Source organism: Curtobacterium sp. MCLR17_059, from assembly GCF_003234665.1.
In the GTDB taxonomy this organism is placed as follows: Bacteria; Actinomycetota; Actinomycetes; order Actinomycetales; family Microbacteriaceae; genus Curtobacterium; species Curtobacterium flaccumfaciens.
Map to the genome: position 1 here is coordinate 177,342 of NZ_QKSU01000002.1, position 17,783 is coordinate 195,124.

Here is a 17,783-nt window from a genome sequence, read left to right on the forward strand (position 1 = left end):
CGTGGCAACCCGGTATCGCGTCTTCTCCGTCCGTGTGGCCGCCGTCACGTCGCTCACCCCGAACTTCGTCCGGGTCACGCTGACGGGCGACGCGCTCGCCGACTTCTCCTCGGTCGGTCTCGACCAGCGGATCAAGATCGTGCTGCCCCTGCCCGGCATCGGCTTCTCCGAACTGCCGGAGGACGAGGACTGGTACACCGCCTGGCGCGCGCTGCCGGACGACGCCCGCAACCCGCTCCGCACGTACACGGTCCGCTCGTTCCGGCCGGACGCCCGCGAACTCGACATCGACTTCGTCGCGCACGGCGACACCGGTCCGGCGTCGCGCTGGGTGTCGGCCTGCCGCGTGGGTGACGAGCTGCGCATCGTCGGGCCGCGGGTTCCCGAGTCGCCGGAGGACCTGCCGACCGGTGCCGCCGAGTTCGCTCCCGGGCACGCGAACCGGATCCTGCTCGCCGGGGACGAGACCGCCGCACCCGCCATCTGCGCCATCCTCGAAGCCCTCGACGTCTCGACTGTCGGCCACGTCTTCATCGAGGTGCCCACCGACGCCGACCGGCTGCCGGTCACCGCGCCCGCCGGGGTCGAGGTCCGCTGGATCGCCCGCAACGGCGCCACCCACGGGGTCCGGATGACCGACCAGGTGCACGCCTGGGCCTCCACCGTCGCGCCGTCGTCCGTCGCCGCGTGCGAGCCGGCCGCCGAGCTCACCGACGTCGACGTCGACGAGCAGGTGCTGTGGGACGTCCCCGCGCCCGTCGACGAGCGCCCCGTCTACGCGTGGATCGCGGGCGAGGCCGGCTGCGTCAAGGAACTCCGGCGCCACCTGGTGCGCGGCGTCGGCATCGACCGCAAGCAGGTCGCGTTCATGGGCTACTGGCGGCACGGCAAGGCCGAGCACTGATGCCGACGGCGGGCACCGCGCTCGGTCCGGTCCCGACCACCGCACTGGGGGCCCGTGGGCTGACCCTGGCGTACGACGACCGGGTCGTGGTGGACACGCTCGACGTCGACATCCCGGACGGCGAACTGACGGTCATCGTCGGGCCCAACGCCTGCGGCAAGTCGACGCTGCTGAAGTCCTTCGCCCGCACCCTGAAGCCGCGCGCCGGCACGGTGTTCCTCGACGGGGCGCCGATCGACTCGTACCGCCCGAAGGCCGTCGCCCGGCGGGTCGGCATGCTCCCGCAGACCCCGATCGCCCCCGACGGCATCACCGTGCGTGACCTCGTGTCCCGGGGCCGGTTCCCGCACCAGGACCTGCTGCACCCGTCGTCCGGGTCCGACCGGCAGGCCGTGCAGGCCGCACTCGAGCAGACGTCGACGGTCGAACTGGCCGACCGGAGCGTCGACGAGCTCTCCGGCGGGCAGCGGCAGCGGGTGTGGATCGCGATGGTGCTCGCGCAGCAGACCGACATCGTGCTGCTCGACGAGCCGACGACGTTCCTCGACATCGCGCACCAGTACGACGTGCTCGAACTCGCCTCCACGCTGCACGCCGCCGGTCGCACGGTCGTCGCGGTGCTGCACGACCTGAACCAGGCCGCGCGCTACGCCACCCACGTCATCGCGATGCGCGAGGGGGCGATCGTCTCGGCGGGGGAGCCGTCGTCGGTGCTCACCGCGGACCTCGTCGAGGACGTCTTCGGCCTGCCGTGCGTCGTCGTCCCCGATCCCGAGACCGGCACGCCGCTCGTGGTGCCGCGGCGGCGCGCGGCCTGACGCGCGGGCCGGCTGGGGCCGGGCCGGGCCGAGGTCGCACGATCTGCCGCCTGCCCGGCGTCGGGACGACGGTTCGCGCGATCGCGGCGACGCGGACGCGGCGTGTCGCGCGACTTCGGTCACGTGCCGCCGCCGAGTGGTCACGAAGCGTCGTCGCCCGGGCGCCGAGCGGTCACGAACTGTCGGCTGGCGGCGCCGCAGGCGACGGTCTGCGACCGCTCGCCGCTTGCCCGGCGGGGTGTTGCGACCGGTGGGCGGGCGCGGTGGGCGTGGGGCGCAGCGGCCTGGAGGCCCGGGGCGGCGCCGCCACGCGCCTCCAGGCCGTCGACCGGTCGCGCCCCGTCGCCTGACCGGCCTGCCGCCGAGTGGTCACGGCTCGTCGTGGGCCGGGCGCCGAGCGGTCACGAACTGTCGGCTGGCGGCGCCGCAGGCGACGGTCTGCGACCGCTCGCCGCGGGGTAGGCGGGGTGTTGCGACCGGCGGGCGGGCGCGCCGAGGTCGCACGAACCGCCGCCTGCCCGGCGTCGGGGCGACAGTTCGCGCGACCACGGCGATGCGCACGCGGCGTGTCGTGCGACCGCAGCACACCCGAGCCGCCCCGCCCCGCACCCGCACCCGTCAGCGGTAGCCGCCGTCCTCCAGGCCGGCCTCGACCTCGAACCGGTTCCGCAGCGGATCCCGCCCGGCGACGGCGTAGAGCAACGGCATGAGCATCCCGTACCGGCGCCACTGCTCGACGTGCACCCGCTCGTGCCGGAGCACCCGCGGGCCGTCGTTGTCGCGGGTCAGGTACACCGAACCGACGCAGGTGCCGCCGCGCCGGAACACCCAGCGCGGCAGCCCCGTGCAGACGACGAGCCCGTCCTCCACCCGGATCCGCCCGGTCGACAGGGGGACGCCCACGGCGAGCCCGACGGCGGTCGCGAAGACCCACCCCGCACGGGACACGGGGGAGTCGAGCAGCGGGTTGCGCACGCTCAGGCCGGGCGGCCGTACGTCTCGAGCAGGCGGAGCCAGATCTCGTTCATCGTCGGGTAGGCCGGGACCGCGTGCCACAGACGGTCGATCGGGACCTCGCTACGACGGCGACGGTGGCGCCGTGCAGCATCTCGGCGACGTCCTGGCCGACGAACGTGACGCCCACGACGACCCCGCGGTCCTCGTCGACGACCATCTTCGCGCGGCCCGTGTAGCCGTCCGCCTGCAGGGAGGACCCGGCGATCGCACCGAGGTCGTACTCGACCGCGCGGACGTTCAGCCCCTGCTCGCGGGCCTTCGCCTCGGTCAGTCCGACGCTCGCGACCTCGGGGTCGGTGAAGGTGACCTGCGGCGAGGCGGCGTGGTCGGCGGTTGCGACGTGGGCACCCCACGGCTCGGTGTGCAGCGGCGTGCCCTGGTACCGGGCTGCGATCGCCTCGCCGGCGGCACGCGCCTGGTACTTGCCCTGGTGCGTGAGCAGGACGCGGTGGTTGACGTCACCCACGGCGTACAGCCAGTCGGTGCCGTGCACGAGCATGGTGTCGTCGACGTCGAGCCAGTCGCCCGCGGTCAGGCCGACGGTCTCGAGCCCGAGGTCACGCGTGTGTGCGGCGCGGCCGGTGGCGGCGAGCACCTCGCTCGTGATGACCGTGGTGCCGTCGTCGAGCTCCGTGGTGACGAGACCGTGCTCGTCGCGGTCGACCCGGACCGGGTTGACGCCGGTGCGGACGTCGACACCGAGTTCGCGCAGGGAGTCGGCGACGAGTTCCCCGGCGAAGGGCTCCATGCCGCCGAGCAGACCGTGCCGGGCGACGAGGGTGACCTTCGCGCCGAGGGAGGCCCACGCGGTCGCGAGCTCCGAGCCGGAGACGCCGCCGCCGATGACGAGCAGGCTCTCGGGGACCTGCTGGGCGCTGGTGCCCGCGCGAGTGCCCCACGGCTTCGCCTCGGCGAGACCGGGCACCGGGGGCAGCGTGTGCAGGGAACCGGTGACGACCGCGACGGCGGCGCGCGCCGTGTGCGTCTCGCCGTCGACGTCGATGGTCTTCGGGCCGGTGATGCGGGCGTGCCCGCGGATCAGGTCGATGCCGGCGGACTCGAGCCACGAGACCTGGCTGTCGTCCTTCCAGTCGGAGGTGAACGAGTTGCGGCGGGCGAGCACGTGGGCGGCGTCGAGCGTGCCGGTCACGGCCTGCTTCGCACCGTCGAGCCGCTTGGCGGCGGCGAGGGCGTGTCCGCTGCGCAGGAGGGCCTTCGAGGGCATGCACGCCCAGTAGGAGCACTCGCCGCCGACGAGCTCGGCCTCCACGATCGCGACCGACAGGTCGCGCTTCCTGGCGTAGTCCGCCACGTTCTCGCCGACAGCGCCGGCTCCGATCACGATGAGGTCGTAGTCCGTCATGCTGCCGAGCGTACGCGGACCGGCAGGGGGTCCGCCGGTCGCGTCGTGCCCGTGGTCAGCCCACCCGGGAGGCGCTGGTCACCGCTCCGACGACGCGCAGGATCACGCCGAGGTCGTCCACCGCCCGGTCCGGGTCGACGGGGGCGAATCCGGTGAGCGCGGCGCCGACGAGGCGCCGGCCGCGGGTCGCGGCCTGGATGCGCTCGACGAGCGCTGCGCCGTCGAGGCCGAACGGGACGGGTTCGAGCAGCCCGTCGACCTCGGACGGGTCGAGGACGTCGAGGTCGACGTGCACGAAGACCGATGCGGCACCGGTCCGCTCGACCGCTGCGGCGAGGGCGTCCGGGGTTGCGGCGTCGACGTCGAGGTGCACGATCCCGGCCTTGTCGAGAGCGGCACGTTCGGCGTCCTCGACCCCGCGGACCCCGGCGACGACGACCGACGAAGCGGGGACGACCGGCAGGCCGGGGAACAGGTCGTCAGGGCGGTCGACCAGCAGGCGCAGGGCGGCGGTCTCGGCGGCGACGGGCTGTGCCCGGTTGAGCGCGCGGTACCCGCTGGACCCGGAGATGCGGACGAACGCGGTGTCCGGTGCGAGGGCAGCGGTCGCGCCGAGGACACTGGCGCCGTCACCGCCGACGACGAGCACCGGTTCGGTGGCGACGGCGGTTTCCTCGGCGACGCGTTCGGCGACGGCGAGCACCGAGGTGTAGCGGGCGACGGCGGTCTCGAGGCGGTCACCCGCTCCGGCCGGGACGTCGACCACGGTGGTGGACGCCCGGGGGAGGTCGGCCGCGATCGCCGACGCACCGTCCCCGAGGCGCATCGCGCGCGACGACGCCGAACCCTGCCACTGACCGACCACGAGGAAGTGCATCGTCTCAGTCTGTCAGCTGGGGTCCGGCGTCGTCAGGGCGTTCGTCAGATGCTCGAGGATCCGCCGGACTTCAGCGCGGCGAGCCGTGCCTCGACCTCGGCGTCCTTGCCGACGTCCTCGAGGCTCTCGAACTGTGCGTCGAGGCTCGACGACTGCAGCTCCTGCTGGCCGAGCACCTTCGCCTCTTCGCGGCGGACCTTCTCCTCGAAGCGGCCGAGGTCGCTCGTCGGGTCGAGCACGTCGATGTTGCCGAGGGCGTCGTTGACGCGGGACTGCGCCTCGGCGGTCTTCGAGCGGGCGACGAGGTTGTCCCGCTTCGCGCGGAGCTGCTCGAGCTTCTGCTCCATGCCGGCGAGACCGGTCTTGAGCTTCTCGACGGCCTCGTTCTGCGACGCCAGGTTCGGCTCGGCGTCCTTGACCTCCTGCTCGGCGGCGATCTGCTTGCCGATCGCGATCTTGGCGAGGTTGTCGAACTTGTCCGCCTCGGCCGACTTGCCCTCGGAGCGGTACTTGTCGGCTGCGGTGGAGGCGTTGGCGGCCTTCTGGCCCCACTCGACCGCGGCCTTCTTGTCCTCTTCGTGGTCCTGCTCGAGCAGGCGCACGTTGCCGATGGTCTGCGCGATCGCGGTCTTCGCGTCGGCGATGTTGTTCGTGTAGTCGCGGACGAGCTGGTCCAGCATCTTCTGCGGGTCCTCGGCGTCGTCGATGATCTGGTTGATGTTCGCGCGCACGAGGGTGGAGATGCGTCCGAAGATGGTCTGCTTGGCCATTGCTGTTCCCTTTCGTGGAAGTCCTGTGGACGGTGTTGTCGGGTCGTGTCTGGTTCTGGGTGCCGGGGGAGTGCGTCGGGTCAGAAGCGGCCGCCGCCGCCGAAGCCGCCGCCCCCGAAGGAACCGCCGCCGTAGCTGCCGCCGCGTCCGCCGAGCAGGCCGCCGAGGACGAGTCCGGTGACGAGGCCGCCGAGCTGGGCGCCGCCTCCGCCACCGCCCTGGCCGCCGCCCCAGCCGCCGAGGTCGTCGTTGGCGGCGTCCATCGCGGCGGCCGCGTACTGCTCGGCCGCGCGGGCGGCGTTGAGTGCCTGGCCCGGGTTGCTCGGGGCGAGTTCGACGGCGTCGTCGTAGGCGCGCTGGGCCTCGGACAGCCGGGTCCGGGCGGTCGGGCCGATGCCGCCGCGGTGCAGTGAGACGTAGTCGCGGGCCTGGCTGATCCGGTTCCGGGCGTCGCGCAGGGCCGCGTCGAGCGCCTGGGTGGCGCGCTGGCGCTGTTCCTCGGCACCCCGTGCCGCGGCGATGGCCTGGTCGATCTCGGTGTTCGCCCGGGTCAGCGCGTCGACGGCCGCCACGGGGTCCTTCGGGTCGAGCCCCTGGCGGAGCACGGCCTCGGCGCGGGTGACCGCGGCGGCGAGGTCCGGCCCGCCCGAGCGCAGGCTGCGGGCGGCGGCGACGTCGCCCTGGATGTCGATGCGCATCGCCTCGGCGCGGGCGGTGGCCTCGTCGAAGGACTGCTCGGCGGCGAGTGCGCCGTCGGTGAGCTGCTGCACCTGAGCGAGCGCGTGCTGGGCGTCGCGCACGGCCACGACCGCCTCGCCCTTGTCGCCCCCGGCGATGGAGGCGCTGGCGGCGTTCGAGCGTTCGGTGGCGAAGGCGAGCACCTGGTGGGCCTGGTCGACGTTGTTCGCCACGGCGGCGAGGGTGCGGCCGGTGTAGCGGGCGCGGACGCGGTCGAGTGCCGCGGCGGCGGCCCCGACCGATGCCGGCGCGGCGGCCACGGCCTGGGCGAGCGATGCGGCCGCGTCCTCGATGCCGTCCTCGAGCGACCGGAGCTGGTCGAACGCCTCGGTCTGCTCCTCGATCGCGGCGTGCGCCCGTTCGCAGATCACGATGATCTGGTTCGCCCACTCGGCGCGCTGCTGGGGGGTGTCGGGGATCTCGTCGTCGAGCTGCTGCCGGATCGTGAAGGCCTTGCGGACCTCGCGCTGGGCGGCCTGCACGGCGTCGGCGAAGGGCTTGGCGGCGTCCGGGCCGAACTGCGCGCTCGCGAACCCGACCTCTTGCTCGGCGGTTCGGAGTTCGTCGTCGATGGTGACCAGGGCGCCGCCGGCGGTGCGTTCGAGGTCGGCGAGCGAGGCTTCCTGCGCCTCGGTCGCTGCGGCGGTGCGGCGCTTGTTGCGGGTCCGGATGACCAGGACCACGACGACGAGCCCGACGACCACGACGAGCAGCAGGATCCACAGCCAGGTGAGGTCCACCGGGGCCTGCGACTGGGTCAGCCCGTCGGCGAAGGCCACGGCGGCGCCGGACCAGTCGCCCTGCTTGAGCTCGGGGAGCAGCGAGTCGTTGACGGCGTTCTCCACGTCGGACGAGGAGATCGCGGTCTCGTTCGTCTGCTGCACGTCGTAGTTCCGCTCGTCGACCGCGACCGAGAGCAGGATGCCGTCGCTGTCGATCTGGTTCTGCTCGCGCACCGCCCGACCCCACTCGGTGTGGTCGGTGGGGTCGGTGAAGGACGGCACGAACACGACGTACAGCTGCGTCTGGGTCTCGGAGTACAGGTCCTGCACGGCCTGCTCGACCTTCGACTGCTGGGATGCGGTCAGCGCGTCGGCCTCGTCGAGGACGTACGCGCTGCCCAGGTCGACGGGTGCCGTGGCGTGGGCGGTCGCTGCCGGAGCCAGGACGATCAGCATCGCGACGAGGGCGGCCGTCACACGGCTCCACAGCCGCGTTGTCCCCCTGTGCCCGCTCGATCCGTCCGTGCCCGATCCGTGCTGGACCGCTCGCATCCGTCCTCCGTCCGTCGCCGGTCGGTACCCCGTGGCACCGCACCGGACCGCGCCACGAGTGCGCTGTCGCCCGGAGTCTATCCAGGCCACGCAGGGGCACCGCCAGACTCTGGGTGAACGCTCCGGACCGTGCTTCCTGTGGACGTCTTGTCCCCCGTACCGGGGTATGCTGGCGCCACTGTTCGAGGATGAACGGAAGGGGAAGAACGATGGAACGCACCACGAGCACCGAGGTCGTCCCGCTCGAGGACGGCTACCACCGGGTGTCGACTCCGGCGACGGGTGTGATCGGTTTCGTGCGCGAGCACGACGGCCGTTACGAGGTCCTGCGCGGACGAGTTCGCCAGGCGACCCGCTCCGAGGGGCAGTACAGCACCATGAACGTCGCGCTCATCGCGCTGACGCACGCCTGATCCGCTCTGGGCGCGACCACACGACCGACGGGCGCTGCCCCGGTCGGTGGGTCGCGCCTCCAGACCGTCACGGTGACGCTCCGGACGCCGGCTGCTGACCGCGCGGACGACCGGGAGGCCCTGGTCGCCGCCGTCGCGTCGGCGACCGGCGCCGGGCCGGTCGCGGTGCGCGCGGGGCGCGTCTGTCCGCACTGCGCGGGGACCGACCACGGTCGTCCGTGGGCGACCGTCGCGGGCACCACGATCGGCGTGAGCCTGTCGCGCGCACCGGGCGTCGTCGCCCTCGCGGTCGGACCGTCTGCACTCGGTGTCGACGTCGAACGGGTGTCGCGGGTCGCTGCCGCGCCGCTCGATGCATTCATTCCGGTCGAACTCCGTCGAGCCGACGGGGACCCGGCGCTCCTCGCGGCAGCGTGGGCGGCGAAGGAGGCCGTGCTGAAACGCGACGGACGCGGGCTGCGCGTCGACCCGCTCGCGGTGGAGGTCGACGTCGCCGCCGGCACCGCCCGGTTCGAGGGTGCCGAACAACCGCTCACCGTGCTGTACCCCGCACCGGACGTCGTGCTCGTCGTCGCCGCGGGTGGCCTGCCCGTCGAGGTCGTCGGGGCGGTCAGCGGGGGAGCGTGAGCACCTCGGCGCCGTCCTCGGTGATCGCGATGGTGTGCTCGGTGTGGGCGGTCCGCGCTCCCGTGGCACTCCGCAGGGTCCACCCGTCGGCGTCGGTGACCAGGACGTCGGTGTCCGCCATCACCCACGGTTCGAGCGCGAGCAGGAGCCCGGGCCGGAGGGTGTAGCCGCGACCGGCGCGCCCGGTGTTCGACACGTGCGGGTCCTGGTGCATGGTCGAGCCGATGCCGTGCCCGCCGAACTCGACGTTCACCGGGTAACCCGCCGCTTCGAGCACGGTGCCGATCGCGTGGGACAGGTCACCGATGCGGGCGCCCGGTCCGGCGGCGGCGATGCCCGCGGCCAGCGCGCGTTCGGTGGCGTCGATGAGTGCGAGGTCCTCGGGGCGTGCGGTACCGACGACGAAGCTGATCGCGGCGTCGGCGGCGATGCCGTCCAGGGACACCGCGAGGTCGAGGGTCAGCAGGTCGCCGTCCTGCAGCACCCGGTCGTGCGGCAGCCCGTGCAGGACGGCGTCGTTCACGGCCGTGCAGATGTGGTGGCCGAACGGGCCGCGGCCGAACGAGGGTGCGTAGTCGACGTAGCAGGAGTCGGCACCGGCGGCCTCGATCATCTGCTTCGCCCACCGGTCGATCTCGAGCAGGTTCGTGCCCACGCGGGTGCGTTCGCGCAGGGTCTGCAGGATCGTGCCGACGAGGGCTCCGGTGGCGCGGCCCTTGTCGACCTCGGCGGGGGTCAGGATCTCGATCACGCCGATGATCATACCGGTATTACTATGTGGTCATGGTCCGTCTCCCACTCCGTCCCGACGAGGTCGCACGCGGTCGTCGCCTCGGTGCGCTGCTGCGTCGTGCCCGTGGTCCGCGGTCGATCGTGGACACCGCCCTGGCCGCGGGGATCTCGCCGGAGACGCTCCGGAAGATCGAGACCGGCCGCATCGCGACGCCGGCGTTCTCGACCATCGCGTCGGTCGCGGGCGTGGTCGGGCTCTCGCTCGACGCGGTGTGGTCCGAGGTCAGCTGCGACCCGGCCGACGGCGAGCTGGCGGGCTAGCCGGCGCGGCGGCGGAGCCTGCTGGCCGGCGCGGCGGCGGAGCCTGCTGATCGACGCGCCGGCGGCGCCTGCTAGCCAGCGGGCAGCGCCGGCACCGACGCCTCGTCGATCCAGGGTCCGGTCACCGCACCGACTTCCGCGACCGAGCGGCCGGCGGCGTCCGCGAACGCACGGAGCACGTCGGGCACGGTGACGGATCCGTGCCGGTGCCGCTCGGTGATGCTCCGCAGCCCGGTGAAGAAGGCGTCGTCGCCGACCGTGCGGCGGACGGCGTGCAGGGCGAGGGCGCCGCGTTTGTAGACGCGGTCGTCGAACATGTCCTTCGCACCCGGGTCACCGACGACCAGGTCCTCCGGCTGTTCGAGCAGTCCCTGCCGGTACCGCTCGGCCAGCTGGTCGGCGGTGTCGTCGCCGCGGTCCTCGGACCACAGCCACTCGGCGTAGCAGGCGAACCCCTCGTGCAGCCAGATGTCCTGCCAGCGGGTGACCGTGACGGAGTTGCCGAACCACTGGTGGGCGAGCTCGTGGGCGATGAGGCGGTCGGTGCCGTGCTCGCCGTCGACGTGGTTCCGGCCGAACACCGCCAGGCCGTGGGCCTCGAGCGGGATCTCGAGGTCGTCGTCGGTCACCACGACGCCGTACGCCGCGAACGGGTACGGACCGAAGCGGTCACCGAACAGCGCGAGCATCTCCGGTACCTGGCCGAAGTCGGTCTTCGCGGCGGCCGCGAGGTCGGCGGGGTGGTGCAGCGTGACGGGGACCCCGCTCGTGCGCAGCTTCGTGGTGCGGTACCGGCCGATCTGGACGGTCGCCAGGTAGGTCGCCATCGGCTCGGTGGTGGCGTAGGTCCAGCGGGTGCCGACGCGGTCGCGCTCCTTGGCGAGCAGCTCCCCGTTCGCCAGGACGTCGTACGCCGCCTCGGCCGCGATCTCGATCCGGTACGTGGCCTTGTCGTCGGGGCGGTCGTTGCACGGGAACCACGACGGCGCTCCCGTGGGCTGCGCGGCGACGATGACGCCGTCGGACAGTTCTTCCCAGCCGAGCTGCCCCCACGCACTCCGGACGGGGTGCGGGGTGCCGCGGTACCGCAGGTGCACGGAGAACACGGTGTCGGCGGCGATGGGGTCGGCCGGGGTGACCGTCACCTTATGCGTCGCGGTCGAGACCTTCTTGGCCCGGCGTCCGTCGACGTCGACCCGGTCGACCGTGAGCCCGTGCAGGTCGATCACGACCTTCTCGAGCGGCTCGAGGGCGCGCGCGGTGATCGTGGCGGTGCCGTCCAGGCGGTTCGTGGCGACGCGGTAGTCGAGACGGAGCTCGTAGTGCTCGGCACTCCACCGTCGGTCGCCGCTGTGCGGGGTGTACGGGTCTGCGGCGGGATCGGAGGGCACGGGGACAGTCAACCTCATGGCGCCGGTGGGGCGGTCACCGACGGTGCTGCCGATGTCCACGGAGCGATCGGGTTGCCGGACCAGCGGGAGCCGGTCGGCACCTGCTCGCCCCGCATCACGAGCGAGGACGGCCCGACGGTCGCCCCGGCACCGATGCCGGCCGCCGGCAGGACCACGCTGTGCGGCCCGAGCGTCGCACCCGCGTCGATCCGGACGGTGTCGAGCTGCATCACGCGGTCGTGGAACAGGTGCGTCTGCACGACCGTGCCCCGCGCGACCGACGCCCCGGAGCCGATCGTGACCAGGTCGGCCTCGGGCAGCCAGTACGTCTCGAGCCAGGTGCCGCGGCCGATCGTCGCACCGAGGCTCCGCAGCCAGACGGCCAGCGCGGGGGTGCCGGTGGCCTGCTCGGCGAACCAGGGCCGCGCGACGGTCTCGACGAAGGTGTCCTGCACCTCGTTGCGCCACACGAACGACGACCACAGCGGGTGTTCCCGGGCGGTGATCCGACCGACGAACGCCCACTTCGCGATCGTCGAGACCACGGCGGCGACGGCACCAGCGGCGATGAGCACCGGTCCGGCGAGCAGCACCGTCCACCCGATCCCGACGGCCGACCAGAGCGCCAGCAGTGCTCCGGCCACGCCGAGCGCGATGGCGGCGGAGACCATCGGGGCCACCAGGCGCAGCAGCTCCCAGCAGCCGCGGGCGACCTTGAGCCGCCTGGACGGGCGGAACGTGCGCGCCTCGTCGAACTCCGTCGCCGCGCGCCGCAGCCGCACCGGGGGCGACCCGAGCCACGACGACCCGCGCTTGGCCTTCTTCGGCACCGCGGACAGCACCGCCACCAGGGCCTCGCGCGGCACCGAGCGTCCGGCACCCGTCATGCCGCTGTTGCCGAGGAACGCCCGACGGCCGACCTTCGAGCGACCGATCCGCACCCGACCGCCGCCGAGCTCGTACGTCGCCACCATCGTGTCGTCGGCCAGGAACGCCCCCGACGCGATCTGCGTCAGCGCCGGGATGAGCAGCACCGTCGAGATCTCGGTGTCCCGACCGACCCGGGCGCCGAGCAGCCGCAGCCACACCGGCGTCACGAGCGAGGCGTACAGCGGGAACAGCAGGGTGCGCGCCGCGTCGAGCACCCGCTCGGTCGACCACACCTGCCAGCCGATCCGGGAGCGCACCGGGTGCCGTCCCTCGTACAGGCCGATGCCGAGCAGCCGCACCGCGACCACCACCAGCAGCGCGTACACCGCACCGGCGACGACCGTCGCCAGGGGGACCGTCACCAGCGCACGGAGCACCGCGTCGCCCAGGGTCGACGCCCGCCCGACCAGGGCGAGGGCGACCAGCAGTCCGACCGCGACACCGACCACCGGCAACCCGGCCACGGCCAGGGACCCGGCCCCGTACGCGAGCAGCCAGCGTCGTCGGGTCGCTGGACGGGCCTCCCGGTCGTCACGAGCCGACCCGGTGCGCTCCGCAGGTGCCCCTGCCCAGCGTTCGCCCGCGGGCACCGGGCCGCCGACGGCGGAACCCGCCGTGATCTCGGCACCCGCACCGACGTGCGCCCCGGGCAGCAGCGTCGTCCGGCTGCGCACCACGGCGTCCTCGTCGATGCGGACGTGCCCCAGGTGGAACACGTCGCCGTCGAGCCAGTGCCCGGCCAGGTCGACCTCGGGCTCGATCGAGGCACGCTTGCCGATCGTGAGCATCCCGGTCACCGGCGGCAGCGTGTGCAGGTCGACGTCCCTGCCGATCCGCGCGCCGAGGGCCCGGGCGTAGTAGCTGATCCACGGGGCGCCCGCCGTCGAGGGGCCGTCGACCGCCTCGGCGATGCGCTCGGCCAGCCAGACCCGCAGGTGCACCGAACCGCCACGGGGGTACGACCCGGGCCGGACCCCGGCGAGCAGCAGCCGCGCGAGCACCACCGTCAGCGCCATCTTGCCGATCGGCGTCACGAACACCAGGAGCGCCAGCACCAGCACCGGCCAGGGCAGCACCGGCAGGAACGGCAGCGTCGTCGCGTGCAGCACCGCGGCCACCAGGGCCGTCCACGTCAGCACCCGCAGCCCCCGGAGCACCTGCACCGGCAGCCCGAGCAGCGTCATCAGCAGCCCCGTCGCCGGAGGGACCGGGGTGACGTCGCGCGACGACGCCTCGACCGGGCCGGACTCGTCCAGCGCCGCCGCCAACGCCCCGATCCGCGGGTGGTCGTACACGTCCGCCACCGTCGTCGTCGGGAACCGCTCCCGGATGGCCGACACCAGCTGCGCCGCCGTCAACGACCCACCGCCGTGCGCGAAGAAGTCGTCGTCGACGCTCGCCACCGGCACCCCCAGGATCGCCGACCACCGCTCGGCGATCCACGCCACCGTGTCCGGCAGCATCGCCGCGTCCGAGGCACCGGGCAACGGCCACGGCAGCGCCGCGCGGTCGACCTTGCCCGACGTCCGCGTCGGCAGCGACTCCACCACGGCCACCAACGGCACCAACGCCGCCGGCAGCTCCTGCCGCAACCGGGCGTTCGCCGCAGCCACGTCCACCGTCGCCCCGGCCACCGGAGCCACGTACCCGACCAGCACCTGGTTGCCCGCCGGGGTCCGCTGCACCACCGCGGCCCCACCCGCCACGTCGTCCAGGGCCTGCAGCGCCGCGTCGATCTCCCCGAGTTCGATCCGCCGGCCACCGAGCTTCACCTGGTCGTCCGCACGCCCCTGGAAGACCAGCCCCTCGGGCTCGTACCGCACCAGGTCACCGCTCCGGTACGCCCGCTCCCACCCGAGCTCCGGGAACGGCGCGTACTTCTCCGCGTCCTTCGCCGGGTCCAGGTACCGCCCCAGCCCGACGCCACCGATCACGAGCTCACCGACGCCGCCCGGCTCCACCCGTTGTCCGGCACCGTCCACCACGGCCAGGTCCCACCCGTCCAGCGGCAGCCCGATCCGGATCGGCTGGCTCCCGTCGAGCAGGGACCCGCACGCCACCACCGTCGCCTCGGTCGGCCCGTACGTGTTCCACACCTCACGGTCACGACTCGCGATGCGCGCCGCCAGCTCCGGCGGGCACGCCTCACCACCGAAGATCACCAGCCGCACCTGCTCCAGCGCATCGTCCGGCCACAACGCCGCCAGCGTCGGCACCGTCGACACCACCGTGATCGTGTGCGCGATGAGCCACGGCCCCAGGTCCACCCCCGTCCGCACCAACGACCGGGGTGCCGGCACCAGCGCGGCGCCGTGCCCCCACGCCAACCACATCTCCTCGCACGACGCGTCGAACGCCACGCTCAGCCCCGCCAGCACCCGGTCACCCGGACCGATCCGCGCCGCCTGCAGGAACATCCGCGCCTCGGCGTCCACGAACGCCGCTGCACTGCGGTGGGTGACCGCCACACCCTTCGGGACCCCGGTCGACCCGGACGTGAAGATGATCCACGCGTCGTCGGTCTCACGGGGGAGTTCGGCGCTCGCCGTAGGGTCCGTCACCGGCAGCTCCGTGCCGTCGCGGTCGCGCAGGACACCGCCCGCGCCGATCACCCCGACGACACCGGCCTCGCCGAACACCAGGGTGGCGCGCTCCTCGGGGTCGTCCGCGTCGACCGGCACGTACGCGGCTCCGGCGGCGAGCACGGCGAGGATCGACAGGTACAGGTCACGCCCGCCGGAGGGGATCCGCACCCCGACCCGGTCGCCCCGTCGGACACCGCGGCGGGCCAGATCGTCGGCCTGCGCGCGCACGAGGTCGAGCAGGGCGGCGTAGTCGACGCTGCCGGCGGGGTCCTCGAGCGCCGTCGCGTCCGGGTGGGTCGCCGCGGTCGCCGCCAGGACGTCGAACAGGGTCCGTGGGGCGGGTGCGTCGCCCCCGCGGGCGAGTTCGAGCTGCGCGTTCCCGGTGCCGATGGTCATCGAGGCCTCTTCCCGGTCGCGTGCGGGACGACCGGCCCGTGATCCTAGAGGGTCGAGGTGTCCTGCTCGGGAACGGACGGTGCCGTACCGGTCGGTCCGAGTGCCGCAGCGGACGGTTCGAGTGCCGCACGGGCCGCGTCGAGCGCCGTCGCGATCCCGACCGAGTCGTCCAGCGAGTGCACCGGGGACTCCGTGCGACCGTCCGCCACGTACTGCGCGAGCGCCGCCGCCTGCCACACGAGTCCCTGACGGCCCCGCAGCCCCGTCGGCTCCGCCCAGTGGTCCTCCCCACCCGGGTGGTGCACCGCGAACGACGCCGGGAACACGAAGTGGTCGGTGTACCGGACCGTGGCCCGGCTCCCGGCGATCACCGCCAGCCCCGGCGTCCACGCCGTCATCGACGTGGTCACCACCGCCTGCGCGCCACCCTCCGCCGTCGACACCGTGACGGACTGGAGGTCCACCCCGCGATCCGAGACCGCCCCCGTCGTGCTGCTCGTCACCGGGGCGCCGGTGGCGAACCGTGCGAACCAGTGCCCGTAGACACCGGCGTCGAGGAGGGCACCCCCACCTGCGGCGGGATCGAACATCCGGTCCGCCGGGTCCGGGTCGTGCGGCCACCCGACGTCGACCGTCGCGAGCCGGACGTCGCCGAGGACCCCGTCCGCGAGCAGACGGGCGACGACGGTCGTGCCCGGCAGGTACCGGGTCCACATCGCCTCCATCGCGAGGACGCCCGCGGCCCGTGCGGCGTCGGCGAGGGTGCGGGTGTCCGCCGCCGAGGTCGTCATCGGCTTCTCGACGAGCACGTGCTTGCCGGCGGCGATCGCGAGCAGCGCGTGCCCGAGGTGCTGCGGGTGCGGCGAGGCGACGTAGACCACGTCGACGGACGGGTCCGCCACGAGGGCCTCGTACGACCAGTGCACACCGGGCACGCCGTGGCGGGCGGCGAAGGCCGCGGCACGCTCGGGGGAGCGGGACCCGACGGCGACGACGCGCTGGTCGGAGTTCGCGTGCAGCGTCGCCGTGAAGTCGTTCGCGATCTCCCCGGGGCCGATCACACCCCACCGGAGCTCGGGGCCGCCCCGCAGCGCGTGGACTCCGGGCACCGGGAACGTCATCGTCATGCCGGAACGCTACCGGGATGCTCCGGACCCGGTTGTGCGGCTCCTCGCCCCGGAATCGACCCGCATCGAGTCATCCGACCCAATCGCCCCGTGACACGGTCGATGAGAATCGGATTCCACGAACCGCCGCCGGTCGCGGCGTCGGGAACCCGAGGAAGGTCGTCACCGATGCCCACCCAGCCACCTCCCCACATCGACCGCGACGTGCGGTACTCGGACCGGCACGACGCCCTGGTCCTCGACGTCCACAGCCCGGGCACCGGATCGCCCCCGAGCACCGGCGCCGTCGTGCTCGTGCACGGTGGCGGATGGTTCCGCGGGGACAAGTCCAAGGAGGACGGCCTGTCCGCCCGACTCGTCGACGCCGGGTACACGGTCTTCGTCCCGAACTACCGGCTGGCACCGACGGACGTGTTCCCCGCGAGCAGGGACGACGTGCTCACCGCGTACGAGTGGGCGCTGCAGTCCGACGTCCCCTTCGACCGGAGCAAGGTCGCCTTCTTCGGCGGGTCGGCCGGCGGGAACCTCGCCGTCGAGGGCGGCATCGCGACCGGCCGTCCCTCCGTGAGCTGGTCCGGGATCTTCGGCCTCGCCGAGATCATCCGGGCGACGGACGGCACGGTCTCCGCGGCGCCGACGACGCAGGACCTCGACGCGATGCGGAGCGCCGACATCGACCGGACCGGGCGGGACGACCCGTTCCTCCGCTGGGTGATCCTGCAGGAGGTCGGCGGCGACCGGTCGGCGCTCGCCGCGGCGTCCACGATCGAGCACGTGACGGCGTCGACGGGCCCCGTCTACCTCGCCAACTCGCTGGAGGAGTGGGTCCCGCGGTCGGACCCGATCGCCCTGCAGGCGGCGCTCGCCGCGGTCGGCGTCCCGAACACGCTGCAGCTGATCCCCGGTCTCCGGCACGCCGAGGGCTACACCGAACACGCGCTGCCCGGATCGCTCACGTTCCTCGCGCAGACGCTCGGGGTCGAGCACCGCTGAGCGGCGCGCGACGAAGGAGGACCCCCGTGCCCGACGACTCCACAGCTCCGCTCCCGATCGGCCCGGTCGGCAACGTCTTCCTGTTCGTCGACGACCTCGACGCCGCGGTCGTCTGGTACGCGGCCAGGCTCCGCCGCGAACCGGTCGTGCGTGGTGGCGCGCTCGTCGCGTTCGACATCGAGGGCGTCCGCCTCACGCTGCACCGCACCGACGAACTGAACACGCCGGGGCCGTCCGGAACGGTGCCGTACTGGACCGTGCCCGACGTCGATGCCGTCGTCGAGGACTGGGTCACCAACGGTGCCGTCGCGCACCGGGGGCCGAAGACGGTGTTCACGGGAGAGCGGCTCTGCCAGCTGCTCGATCCCTTCGGGAACCTCTTCGGCGTACTTTCCAGTGCCCCCAGGAGGATTCGAACCTCCGCCCCTGCCTCCGGAGGGCAGTGCTCTATCCCCTGAGCTATGGGGGCCAAGGGGTGTCAACAACCGTAGCAGGTCCGGCGGGTGG

General features: G+C 73.5%; 14 protein-coding genes, 1 tRNA gene and 2 pseudogenes. 7 read left to right on the top strand and 10 right to left on the bottom strand.

Going from position 1 to position 17,783, the window contains the following annotated elements; all coding sequences use genetic code 11:
• Position 1 precedes the first annotated feature (1 nt).
• Positions 2 to 904 (top strand): siderophore-interacting protein, encoded by a 903-nt coding sequence (locus DEJ12_RS04650; protein WP_258370475.1) that lies wholly within the window; start codon positions 2 to 4, stop codon positions 902 to 904.
• A complete protein-coding gene (locus tag DEJ12_RS04655) occupies positions 904 to 1,722 on the top strand; it encodes an ABC transporter ATP-binding protein (protein ID WP_111029220.1) in 819 nt (272 codons plus the stop codon). Before DEJ12_RS04650 ends, DEJ12_RS04655 begins: the two co-directional genes overlap by 1 nt.
• Positions 1,723 to 2,340: 618 nt before the next feature.
• Here DEJ12_RS04655 and DEJ12_RS04660 read toward each other — a convergent pair.
• From DEJ12_RS04660 to DEJ12_RS04680, 5 genes and pseudogenes are all read right to left on the bottom strand, one after another.
• On the bottom strand, positions 2,341 to 2,697 hold the full coding sequence (locus DEJ12_RS04660) for a Fe-S oxidoreductase (RefSeq protein ID WP_175330772.1): 357 nt from the start codon (positions 2,695 to 2,697) through the stop codon (positions 2,341 to 2,343).
• 2 nt (positions 2,698 to 2,699) lie between these two features.
• Positions 2,700 to 4,102 (bottom strand): annotated as a pseudogene (locus tag DEJ12_RS04665) (dihydrolipoyl dehydrogenase family protein).
• A gap of 55 nt (positions 4,103 to 4,157) precedes the next feature.
• Positions 4,158 to 4,979, bottom strand: a complete 822-nt coding sequence (locus DEJ12_RS04670) for an arginase family protein (protein WP_027465799.1) — start codon at positions 4,977 to 4,979, stop codon at positions 4,158 to 4,160.
• Positions 4,980 to 5,023: 44 nt separating this feature from the next.
• Complete coding sequence (locus tag DEJ12_RS04675) at positions 5,024 to 5,749, bottom strand: PspA/IM30 family protein (protein ID WP_017885772.1); 726 nt, start codon at positions 5,747 to 5,749, stop codon at positions 5,024 to 5,026.
• Between the two features lie 80 nt (positions 5,750 to 5,829).
• A complete protein-coding gene (locus tag DEJ12_RS04680) occupies positions 5,830 to 7,686 on the bottom strand; it encodes a TPM domain-containing protein (RefSeq protein ID WP_181441393.1) in 1,857 nt (618 codons plus the stop codon).
• Positions 7,687 to 7,970: 284 nt separating this feature from the next.
• On the opposite strand from DEJ12_RS04680, the gene DEJ12_RS04685 reads away from it, so the two are divergent.
• Both DEJ12_RS04685 and DEJ12_RS04690 read left to right on the top strand, forming a co-directional pair.
• Complete coding sequence (locus DEJ12_RS04685) at positions 7,971 to 8,174, top strand: hypothetical protein (protein WP_017885770.1); 204 nt, start codon at positions 7,971 to 7,973, stop codon at positions 8,172 to 8,174.
• 72 nt (positions 8,175 to 8,246) lie between these two features.
• A complete protein-coding gene (locus DEJ12_RS04690; protein WP_181433014.1) occupies positions 8,247 to 8,801 on the top strand; it encodes a 4'-phosphopantetheinyl transferase superfamily protein in 555 nt (184 codons plus the stop codon).
• Here DEJ12_RS04690 and map read toward each other — a convergent pair.
• A complete protein-coding gene (map, locus tag DEJ12_RS04695; RefSeq protein WP_111029296.1) occupies positions 8,785 to 9,552 on the bottom strand; it encodes a type I methionyl aminopeptidase in 768 nt (255 codons plus the stop codon). The two genes, DEJ12_RS04690 and map, sit on opposite strands and share 17 nt — an antisense overlap.
• A gap of 32 nt (positions 9,553 to 9,584) precedes the next feature.
• Between map and DEJ12_RS04700 the strand changes: the two genes are divergently transcribed.
• On the top strand, positions 9,585 to 9,854 hold the full coding sequence (locus DEJ12_RS04700) for a helix-turn-helix domain-containing protein (protein ID WP_027465796.1): 270 nt from the start codon (positions 9,585 to 9,587) through the stop codon (positions 9,852 to 9,854).
• A gap of 71 nt (positions 9,855 to 9,925) precedes the next feature.
• Here the strand turns inward: DEJ12_RS04700 and DEJ12_RS04705 are convergent, their stop codons facing one another.
• From DEJ12_RS04705 to DEJ12_RS04715, 3 genes are read right to left on the bottom strand one after another with little or no spacing between them, the layout of a single operon-like run.
• Positions 9,926 to 11,245 (bottom strand): M1 family metallopeptidase, encoded by a 1,320-nt coding sequence (locus tag DEJ12_RS04705; RefSeq protein WP_258370474.1) that lies wholly within the window; start codon positions 11,243 to 11,245, stop codon positions 9,926 to 9,928.
• Positions 11,246 to 11,259: 14 nt separating this feature from the next.
• Entirely contained in the window at positions 11,260 to 15,156 is a 3,897-nt protein-coding gene (locus DEJ12_RS04710; protein WP_111029224.1) for a Pls/PosA family non-ribosomal peptide synthetase, read from the bottom strand.
• Between the two features lie 44 nt (positions 15,157 to 15,200).
• On the bottom strand, positions 15,201 to 16,283 hold the full coding sequence (locus DEJ12_RS04715) for a Gfo/Idh/MocA family protein (RefSeq protein ID WP_258370473.1): 1,083 nt from the start codon (positions 16,281 to 16,283) through the stop codon (positions 15,201 to 15,203).
• A 168-nt stretch (positions 16,284 to 16,451) separates the two neighbouring features.
• Here DEJ12_RS04715 and DEJ12_RS04720 point away from each other — a divergent pair, with 168 nt between their 5' ends.
• Together DEJ12_RS04720 and DEJ12_RS18320 are read left to right on the top strand one after the other, a co-directional pair.
• Positions 16,452 to 17,276, top strand: coding sequence for an alpha/beta hydrolase (locus DEJ12_RS04720; protein ID WP_181433013.1), 825 nt, complete (start codon positions 16,452 to 16,454; stop codon positions 17,274 to 17,276).
• Between the two features lie 26 nt (positions 17,277 to 17,302).
• Positions 17,303 to 17,647 (top strand): annotated as a pseudogene (locus tag DEJ12_RS18320) (VOC family protein); the annotation flags it as partial.
• A gap of 26 nt (positions 17,648 to 17,673) precedes the next feature.
• Here the strand turns inward: DEJ12_RS18320 and DEJ12_RS04725 are convergent.
• Positions 17,674 to 17,745: transfer RNA gene (locus DEJ12_RS04725), tRNA-Arg, on the bottom strand.
• Between the last annotated feature and the right edge of the window lie 38 nt (positions 17,746 to 17,783).